Genomic DNA, 9,121 nt, shown 5'->3' on the forward strand with positions numbered 1-9,121 from the left:
AAGGTTCACACTTGCTGCCATATGGAAACTACAGCCCTGTGCGCTTGACATGGGGCAACTAAACTACCGTCATGTGGCGTGTTTTCCGGATCGCGATGATGTGGCTGCTGGCCGTCGCGCTGCCCTTGCAGGGCAGCGTCGCGGCCTCGCTGCGCGTGTGCGGTTCGGGCCATGACCGCATGGCCGTGGCCGCCGCCGTCATCGCGGAACACGACCACGCGGCGCACCACCACGACGCCGTCGAGGCGCTTGCCCACGACGACGCAGCCGCCACGCAGGATCTGCACAAGAGCGCGCAGCACAAGTGCAGCGCCTGCGCAGCCTGCTGCGTCACGGCGGCGCTGCCCGCAGCCACGCTGCGTTTCGAGGCGGCTGTAGATGCCATGGCGCCGCCGACGCCACTGTTTCTCAGCGCCGTGGCGTTCTTGACGGACGGCCCGGACCGTCCACCCCGCCTCCTGTTCGCCTGACGCGCCCTTGGCGCGGGTCGTGGCTCGCCTGGCCGTCGTCTGACGGCGCAGCGGCTGCGCATCCGCCGCCACTCACGTCCTTGCCCCACCGGCTGCATTGATGCGGCCGCGCCGGGCCCGTCCAGCGAGCATCCTCATGGCCTCATGGTCCTGCACCGCCGCAGTTGCGGTGCTCATCGCCGTCCCGGCCCTGGCCGCGGCGCAAGGCGCCGCCACGCCGGCCGCGCCGCAACCCGTCTACCGCTCCACCTTCGAAGGCTATCGGGCCTTCACCGACGAACCAGTCCGCCCCTGGCGTGAGACCAACGACACCGTCGGCCGCATCGGCGGCTGGAAGGCCTACGCCCGGGAGATCCAGGCGCCTGACGCCCGGCCCGCTGCGGCCAGCGCCAGCGCACCCGTGCCCGATGCCGCCGGCGGCTCGCACTCGAACCACCACGCCCCCGCCAAGCCATGACGACGCCGTTCACGAACCACGACACGGTGCGCGCCCGGCCGCGCAAGCGCCTGGCCGTCGCCGCGCTGGCATTGCTGGCGCTGGGCGGCTGCGCCAGCACGGCCGTCCAGCAGAACCTGGGGCTCGCGCAGGACGTGGCCAGCCAGCGCCTGGGCGCGCCGCTGAAGTGGCTGACCACGGACGAGGCGCGCCAGGAGGCGCGCGCTGACGTGGACCGGCTGCTGCTGCAGCCCCTGTCCGCCGCCGACGCGGTGCGCATCGCCCTGGCCTACAGCCCTGGCGTGCAGGCGCTGCTGTCGGATGCGGCGACCACCTCCTACCAGGCAACGCAGTCGGCCCGGCTGCCCAACCCGGTCTTCGCCTTCGAGCGCCTGGTGCGCAACGAAGGCGGTGAGCGCGAGCTGGAGATCGGGCGGGCGCTGAGCTTCCCGCTGCTGGACCTGTTGCTGCTGCCGGCGCGCACGCGCATCGCCAACGCGCAGCAGCAGCAGATCCGCCTGCGCATGGCCGGCGATGTGGTGCAGGCCGCGACGCAGGCGCGCCAGGCCTGGGTGCGCGCCGTGGCGGCCGTGCAGGCGCAGGCCTACTTCGAGCAGGTCAAGGAAACCGCCGACGCGGGCGCCGAGCTCGCGCGCCGCATGCAGTCGGCCGGCAACTTCAACCGCCTGCAGCGCGCCCGCGAGCAGGTCTTCAGCGCCGAGGCCGTGGCCCAGCTGGCCCGCGCGCGGCAGGAAGCCCTGGCCAGCCGCGAGGCCCTGGTGCGTGCCCTGGGCCTCAACGACGCCCAGGCACAGGCCCTGAAGCTGCCCGAGCGGCTGCCGGACCTGCCCGCCGCGCCGCGCGAGGAGCGCGCCGTGATGCAGGCCGCGCTCGACGAGCGCCTGGACATGCGCCAGGCCCGCGCCGAGCTGGAGTCCTCGGCCCGCTCGCAAGGCATCACGACCGTCACCAGCGTGGTGGGTGACTTCGAGCTGGGCGCCGTGCGCAACAGCGAGACCGGCCTGCCGCCCAAGCGCGGCTACGAGCTGGCGCTGCCGCTGCCGATCTTCAACGCTGGCGACGCGACGCGAGGCGCCGCCCAGGCGCGCTACATGGCCGCCGTGCACCGCACCACGCAGTTGGCCGTGGACGCAGCCTCGCAGGTGCGCGAGAGCTACGGCGGCTACCGCACCGCATTCGACCTGGCGCGCCACTGGCGCGACGAGATCGTGCCGCTGCGCAAGACCATCTCCGACGAGAACCAGCTTCGCTACAACGGCATGCTCATCGGCGTGTTCGAGCTGCTGGCCGACGCCCGCGACCAGGTCGCCGCCGTGGCCCAGGCCCTCAACACCCAGCGCGACTTCTGGCTCGCCGACGTGGCGCTGCAGGCCGCGCTCATCGGGCGTCCCGCCACCGCGGGCGTTTCCCTGCAAGCCGCCCCGGCCGCGACCGGCGGCGGCAGCGCGGGCGGCCATTGAGCGCCACCCCCGTGCCCAATACATTTCCTGGAGTCCTTCCATGACGACGAATCGACGTCGCTTCCTGGCCGGGTCGGCCGCCGTGGCCGCCGCCTCGGTCAGCAAGGTGGCCATGGCCGCCTTGCCCGAGCCCGTGATCCAGACCAGGCCCGACACCATGCCGCCGCTCGTGCCCGGCACCGGGCGGCCCTACAACCCCGTGGTCACGCTCAACGGCTGGACCCTGCCCTGGCGCATGAAGGGCGGGGTCAAGGAATTCCACCTGGTGGCCGAGCCCGTGGAGCGCGAGATGGCGCCGGGCTTCAAGGCGCACCTGTGGGGCTACAACGGCCAGTCGCCGGGACCCACCATCGAGGTGGTCGAGGGCGACCGGGTGCGCATCTTCGTGACCAACAAGCTGCCCGAGCACACCAGCGTGCATTGGCACGGCCAGCGCCTGCCCAACGGCATGGACGGCGTCACGGGGCTGACCCAGCCCGGCATCGCGCCGGGCAAGACCTTCGTCTACGAGTTCGTGGCGCGCCGGCCCGGCACCTTCATGTACCACCCGCACGCCGACGAGATGACGCAGATGGCCATGGGCATGATGGGCTTCTGGGTCACGCACCCCAAGGCCAGGCACCCGCTCATCGACGAGGCGGACCGCGACTTCTGCTTCCTGCTCTCCGCCTACGACATCGATCCGGGCAGCTACACGCCGCGGATCATGACGATGCTGGACTTCAACCTGTGGACGTGGAACAGCCGCGTCTTCCCCGGCATCGACTCGCTCAACGTGCGCCAGGGTGACCGGGTGCGGCTGCGCATCGGCAACCTCACGATGACGAACCACCCGATGCACATCCACGGGCACGAGTTCGCCATCACCGGCACCGACGGCGGCCCCACGCCGCGCAGCACGCGCTGGCAGGAGGTCACGACCGACATCGGCGTGGGCCAGATGCGCCAGCTGGAGTTCATCGCCGACGAGGAGGGCGACTGGGCGTTCCACTGCCACAAGAGCCACCACACCATGAACGCCATGGGCCACAACGTGCCCACGATGATCGGCGTGGACCACAGCGGCGTGGCCAGGAAGATCAGCAAGCTCATCCCCGACTACATGGTCATGGGCGAACGCGGCATGGCCGACATGGGCGAGATGACCATGCCGCTGCCCGACAACACGGTGCCGATGATGACGGGCGAGGGACCGTTCGGCGGCGTCGAGATGGGCGGCATGTTCAGCGTCATCAAGGTGCGCCGCGACCAGAAGCCCGGCGACTACTCCGATCCGGGCTGGTTCAAGCACCCGGCAGGCACCGTGGCCTACGAGTGGACCGGCCAGCTCGCCGAGCCCGAGCGCTCCAGCGACGCCGGGCGCAGCGCCATGCCGCGCGCCGACAAGGGCACAGCGCCCACCGAGGTCCAGGTGCGCAAGCCCAGCGGCCATTCCGGCCACTGAGGACGCAGCACCCCTTTCCCGAATTCAGAAGTACCCCCCACATGAAACTGCATCAACTCACGTTTGCCCTGGCTGCCGGTCTCTTCGTCGCGGGCAGCGCCCTGGCGCATGAGGGCGACGGCCACGCCGCCCCGGCCACCACCACGGGCCACGTCCATGCCGACGGCCACGAGCACGGCCACGGCGACACCGACGCCATCGGCGTGGCGGGCCAACCCGACAAGGTCACGCGCACCGTCAACGTCGACATGACCGATGCCATGCGCTTCAACCCGTCGAGCGTGCGTGTCAGGCAAGGCGAGACCATCCGCTTCGTGGTGAAGAACTCGGGCCAGGTGAAGCACGAGTTCGTGCTCGGCACCGAAGCGGCCCTGAAGGAGCATTACGAGCTGATGAAGAAGTTCCCCGAGATGGAACACGCCGACCCCAACCAGATCACGGTCGCGCCCGGCCAGAGTGGCGAAGTGGTCTGGCAGTTCACCAAGGCGGGCCAGGTCGATTTCGCGTGCCTGCAGCCCGGCCACTATGACGCCGGCATGAAGGGCGCCGTGAAGGTGGCTGCCGGCAAGCCGGCCAAGTCCGCCCAGGCCAGCGGCGGCCATGCCGATCGCAAGCACTGATTCCGACAGGACGCTCCAAGGAGACGAACGATGATTACTCAACGCCGCCGACTGCTCGGCACGCTGGCATTGCTGCCCTTCGTGTCGCTCGTGCACGCGGCCAATGCGCCGCTGGTCGAGGTCTGGAAGAGCCCGACCTGCGGCTGCTGCAAGGACTGGATCGCGCACCTGCAGGCCAACGGCTTCCCAACCAAGGTCAACGAGACCGGCAACACCGCGATGCGCAGTCGCTTGGGGCTCGACGTGAAGTACGGCTCGTGTCACACGGCACTCGTCGGTGGTTACGCCCTTGAAGGTCACGTACCGGCGCGCGAGATCCAGCGCCTGCTCAAGGAGCGCCCCACGGCCATCGGACTGGCCGTGCCCGGCATGCCCGTGGGCTCGCCCGGCATGGACGGCCCGGACTACGGCGGCCAGAAGGACCCCTATGACGTGCTGCTGCTGCGCAAGGACGGCACGGCCGTCACCTACCAAACCTATCGCTGAAGAAGGGACTGATCCATGAAGAAGCTCATCCTCGCCGCGCTGCTGGGCGCTGCCGGCATCCTGCCCGCGGCTGCCCAGACGTCCGACGCCGATCACGCAGCGCACCATCCCGCCGCGGCCGCGTCGGCCGCCGCAGCCGCTGACCTGACTGACGGAGAGGTGCGGCGCATCGACAAGCCCAATGGCAAGGTCACTCTCAAGCACGGCGAGATCAAGAACCTGGACATGCCGGGCATGACCATGGTGTTCCAGGTCAAGGACGCCGCGATGCTCGACGCCGTCAAGGTGGGCGACAAGGTGCGCTTCCACGTCGAGAAGCAAGGCGGCGCCTTTGTCGTCACGCAGATGCAGACCGCCCAGTGACCGCCATCAGCGGCAAGTGGCCCTGAGCCCGCGTGCCCTGCATCGCTCGCGCGAAGCGAAGGAGCCTGCGGGGCCTTCGCTTCTCCTGGGTCACGAGGGAATGCTCCGGGCCTGGTTCGGGCGGCAAGGGCGCTTCACTCGCCAATATGCCTCTGAGCGGGGAACAGGTGTTGCCTCGCCAGTGGGCCGGATGACCGGCGCCTGGTCTGGAAAGGTCCATGCAAAGCCATGGAGCGCCGCTGCACCAGCGGCCGGGGAGGCTGATCAGGCCTGTGTGCGCTGCCGCATTGCCGGCGGCCTGCCTGTGTGGCTTTGTCGAAAGGTCTGATCCATGCAACCTCCTTCAATGGTTTCCTCGCTCGTGTCGCGTGCTGGCGTGGCCGCTGCCGCTTTGGCGCTGGCTCTGCCGTTTCCTGCCGTCCAGGCCCAGGAAAGCGGCCCAGGCCGCGGCCTCACGGCCACCTTCGAGGTCGATTTCCTGAAGTCGATGATCGACCACCACTACTCGGCGCTGCGCATGTCCGAGCTCGCGGCCGGGACCGACACGACGCGCAATCCCGAGCTGGGACGCTACGGCGAAGGCACGTCGCCCACGCCCGGCACCGCAGCCACGAGCCCCAAGGCGCTCTCGGGCAGCATTCGCTCCATGGCCCGCGAGGAGAACCGCGTGCAGCGCGAGGAGATCGGCAAGGCGCAGATGTTCCTGAGGACGTGGTACGGCCAGGCCCACGAGCCGCAGCTCACCGACATGGGGCGCCAGCAGATCCAGCTGCTGGAGTCCACGGCGGCCGGCGCCGAATTCGACCATACGTTCCTCGAAACCATGGCGCGGCACCACTACATGGCCGTGACCATGGCCACCGATTGCCTGGTGACCGCGGACGTCAAGCACGTCCCGCTGCAGCGCTACTGCAGCGGCATCCAGCACACGCAGATCAACGGCATCAGCGAGATGCGCGACATGCTGTGCAACCGGTTCAAGTTCTGCGACTACCAGCCGCTGCAGGGGCTGCGGGGCCGGCACACCGGCAGCGACGGCGAGCCGGGCGCCGGCGGCTGATCGACGGCGCTCACGCGCCGTGCCCCGTGCACGGACAGCCCATTGATGCCGGTCAATCAAGCCGGGGTGGGCTGCCGTAGCATCAAGGCGTCCATCCCACACGCCCGGCTTTACGCCCCCCTGCCATGCGCTTTGCGTTGCGGCCCCGCCTGAACCGCGTCATCGCCCGGCTGATGTGCTGGGTGCTGCTGTTGGGCTGGATGGCCGGTGCCGCCAACGCCTGCGTCCTGCAGGCGCCGGTGGCCGTCACGGGGGCGCACGCCGCCGCGCATGAGCACGCCGCGGGCGATGCCGGGCACCACCATCACCAAGACGCCGCTTCCGGCGCCGCCCACAGCGACGACGGGCAGGAGCACGAAGCCCTGCCCGGACAGCAGGCGTGCAAGAGCCTGTGCGACAGCGAGCAAAGCGCGGTCGCCAAGACCGGTGCGAGTGACGCGGCAGCAATGCTCCCACTGGGTGCTGTCATGACCGGCCATTGCCTGGTCCTGCCCGCTGCACTGGTGACGCGCGTGCCGCGTCCTGATGCCGCCACCCTGCCGGCGCCCCCGCCCATCCCCATCGCGTTCCTGCGGCTCACGATCTAGAGCCTGGTCTGTCGCCCGCCTGCCAGTGAGTGCGCCGCAAGGCCTGCTTCGCGGCGGGCTGCGCGCGCTGCTGCCGGCGCACCCCCAACGCACCGGCCAGCGCCCGCTGCGCATCTGATTCCCACACTTCAATCCACCTGGAGGACTTGCGCCATGGCACTTCGCCCCCTCGCTCTTGCCGCCATCCTGGCCGCGCTGTCGCTCGGCGTACACGCCCAGACCAGCCCGGAGGACCACGCCGCGCACCACCCTGACAGGGCTTCCGCGCCGGCCGCGGCTGCACCGGCGCCACGCGTGCCTGCTCCTGCCGCGGCGGCCAGCGCCAGTGCGGCAGGTGCCATGGGGATGATGGGCCAACCCGCCGGCATGGAGCAGCACATGAAAGCCATGCGCGAAATGCACGAAAAGATGGGCAAGGCGCGCACGCCAAAGGAGCGCGAGGCGCTCATGGCCGAGCACATGAAGCTCATGCAGGAAGGCATGGCCATGATGGACGGCATGAAAGGCATGGGTGGCACGGCACCCCAGGGTGCCGCCGCACCGGCCTCGGCTGCGCCTGCGGCGCGCATGCAGGCGCTGGAGCAGCGCATGGACATGATGCAGTCGATGATGCAGATGATGATGGACCGCATGCCGGCCCCTGCAACCAAGCCCTGAAGCCTGCCGCCGCACGTCGCCAACAAGGTAGCGGCGTGCGGTCGCCAGGGCCTTGACCTTCCCACGATGGGAGGGTCTAAGTTTCACCTGCAGCCGGCTCGCTGAGCCGGCGTCCAAGAAGGAGCCTGGACCATGGAAACCTCCCATCACCACGACACGTCAAGCGTCGGTCAGGGCAGCGGCACGCGGCGCAGCCCGTGGACCGTGGTCATCGTCATGCTGCTGCTCATCGGCGGCTTCTACCTGCTGCGCGAGCACTGGGGCCACGTCGCGGGGTTGTGGCCGTACCTGCTGCTGCTGGGGTGCCCGCTGATGCACCTGTTCGGCCACGGTGGTCACGGCCATGGCGGCCACGGCCACCACCAGGGGAGCTCGAACAGTGCCAACGCCTCGTCGCCCGACGGCAAGTGGTGATGCCATGGATGAGCCTGTCCACCACCACACCCACGCTGGCCACGGTGCTGCACCGGGTGCCGGGCAGGGCCATGGCCATGAGCACCATCACCACGGCGCGCAGGATGCCCTGAAGGACCCGGTGTGCGGCATGGCCGTGACCGAGGCCTCTGCGCACCACCTGGAGCATGCTGGCCGGCCCTACTGGTTCTGCAGCATCCGCTGCAAGGACAAGTTCGCCGCCGAGCCTCAGCGCTATGCCGTCGAAGCTCCGGCGCCTGCCCTTGCCCCGACCGACCCGGCGCCCGCGGGCACGATCTACACCTGCCCGATGCACCCGGAAATCAGGCAGGACCGCCCGGGCAACTGTCCCAAGTGCGGCATGGCGCTGGAGCCACTGCTGCCCGACCTCGACGCCGAAGAGCGCAACCCGGAGCTGGAGGACTTCACTCGCCGCTTCTGGTGGACGCTGCCGCTGACGGTGGTCGTGACGCTGCTGGCCATGGTCGGGCACCGCCTGGGCCTCTTTGACATGGCCACCCAGAGCTGGATCGAGCTGGCGTTGTCGGCCCCGGTAGTGCTGTGGGCGGGCTGGCCTTTCTTCGTGCGCTGGGCGCAGTCGCTGGTGAACCGCAGCCCCAACATGTGGACGCTCATCGGCACGGGCACCGGCGCCGCGTTCCTCTACAGCCTCGTGGCCACCGTGGCGCCGCAAGTCTTTCCCGAATCCTTCTTCGCCATGGGGCGTGTCGCGGTGTACTACGAGGCCGCGGCCGTGATCATCTCGCTGACCCTGTTGGGCCAGATGCTGGAGCTGCGCGCGCGCTCGCAGACCTCGGCCGCCATCAAGTCGCTGCTGGGCCTGGCGCCCAAGACGGCGCGGCGCATCCGCCCCGACGGCGGCGAGGAGGACGTGCCGCTGACACACGTGCACGTGGGCGACCTGCTGCGCGTGCGCCCGGGCGAGAAGGTGCCGGTGGACGGCGCCGTCGTCGAAGGCGCCAGCGCCGTGGACGAGTCCATGCTCACCGGCGAGCCCGTGCCCGTGAGCAAGCGCGCCGGCGACAAGCTCATTGGCGCCACGCTCAACACCAGCGGGGCCCTCGTGATGCGCTCCGAGCGGG

The 9,121-nt window shown here is 69.9% G+C and carries 12 protein-coding genes; all 12 read left to right on the plus strand.

Features of this window, described 5'->3' with window-relative positions; all coding sequences use genetic code 11:
* Positions 1-71: 71 nt before the first annotated feature.
* Complete coding sequence (locus ALA01S_RS23125) at positions 72-470, plus strand: hypothetical protein (protein ID WP_157119220.1); 399 nt, start codon at positions 72-74, stop codon at positions 468-470.
* Between the two features lie 136 nt (positions 471-606).
* Positions 607-927, plus strand: coding sequence for a hypothetical protein (locus ALA01S_RS23130; RefSeq protein WP_051244368.1), 321 nt, complete (start codon positions 607-609; stop codon positions 925-927).
* Entirely contained in the window at positions 924-2,387 is a 1,464-nt protein-coding gene (locus ALA01S_RS23135) for a TolC family protein (RefSeq protein ID WP_084267846.1), read from the plus strand. Before ALA01S_RS23130 ends, ALA01S_RS23135 begins: the two co-directional genes overlap by 4 nt.
* A gap of 40 nt (positions 2,388-2,427) precedes the next feature.
* Positions 2,428-3,831, plus strand: coding sequence for a multicopper oxidase family protein (locus tag ALA01S_RS23140; protein WP_066341524.1), 1,404 nt, complete (start codon positions 2,428-2,430; stop codon positions 3,829-3,831).
* A 41-nt stretch (positions 3,832-3,872) separates the two neighbouring features.
* Positions 3,873-4,451 (plus strand): cupredoxin domain-containing protein, encoded by a 579-nt coding sequence (locus ALA01S_RS23145; protein ID WP_084267847.1) that lies wholly within the window; start codon positions 3,873-3,875, stop codon positions 4,449-4,451.
* Between the two features lie 30 nt (positions 4,452-4,481).
* Positions 4,482-4,937: a DUF411 domain-containing protein gene (locus tag ALA01S_RS23150; RefSeq protein ID WP_029001687.1), complete on the plus strand. Its 456-nt coding sequence runs from the start codon at positions 4,482-4,484 to the stop codon at positions 4,935-4,937.
* 15 nt (positions 4,938-4,952) lie between these two features.
* Positions 4,953-5,300 (plus strand): copper-binding protein, encoded by a 348-nt coding sequence (locus tag ALA01S_RS23155; RefSeq protein ID WP_029001686.1) that lies wholly within the window; start codon positions 4,953-4,955, stop codon positions 5,298-5,300.
* Between the two features lie 331 nt (positions 5,301-5,631).
* The gene (locus ALA01S_RS23160; RefSeq protein ID WP_084267848.1) at positions 5,632-6,360 is read left to right on the plus strand and encodes a DUF305 domain-containing protein; all 729 of its coding nucleotides are present in this window, start codon (positions 5,632-5,634) and stop codon (positions 6,358-6,360) included.
* A 125-nt stretch (positions 6,361-6,485) separates the two neighbouring features.
* Entirely contained in the window at positions 6,486-6,947 is a 462-nt protein-coding gene (locus ALA01S_RS23165; protein WP_066341528.1) for a hypothetical protein, read from the plus strand.
* A gap of 153 nt (positions 6,948-7,100) precedes the next feature.
* Positions 7,101-7,604: a hypothetical protein gene (locus tag ALA01S_RS23170; RefSeq protein WP_066341530.1), complete on the plus strand. Its 504-nt coding sequence runs from the start codon at positions 7,101-7,103 to the stop codon at positions 7,602-7,604.
* A gap of 132 nt (positions 7,605-7,736) precedes the next feature.
* Positions 7,737-8,018: a DUF2933 domain-containing protein gene (locus ALA01S_RS23175; RefSeq protein WP_211235140.1), complete on the plus strand. Its 282-nt coding sequence runs from the start codon at positions 7,737-7,739 to the stop codon at positions 8,016-8,018.
* Positions 8,019-8,022: 4 nt separating this feature from the next.
* The coding region (locus ALA01S_RS23180) for a P-type ATPase actuator domain-containing protein (protein WP_157119221.1) at positions 8,023-9,121 on the plus strand (1,099 nt) is incomplete at its 3' end.

The sequence above is a fragment of the Azohydromonas lata NBRC 102462 genome, from assembly GCF_001571085.1.
GTDB classification, from domain to species: Bacteria; Pseudomonadota; Gammaproteobacteria; order Burkholderiales; family Burkholderiaceae_C; genus Azohydromonas; species Azohydromonas lata.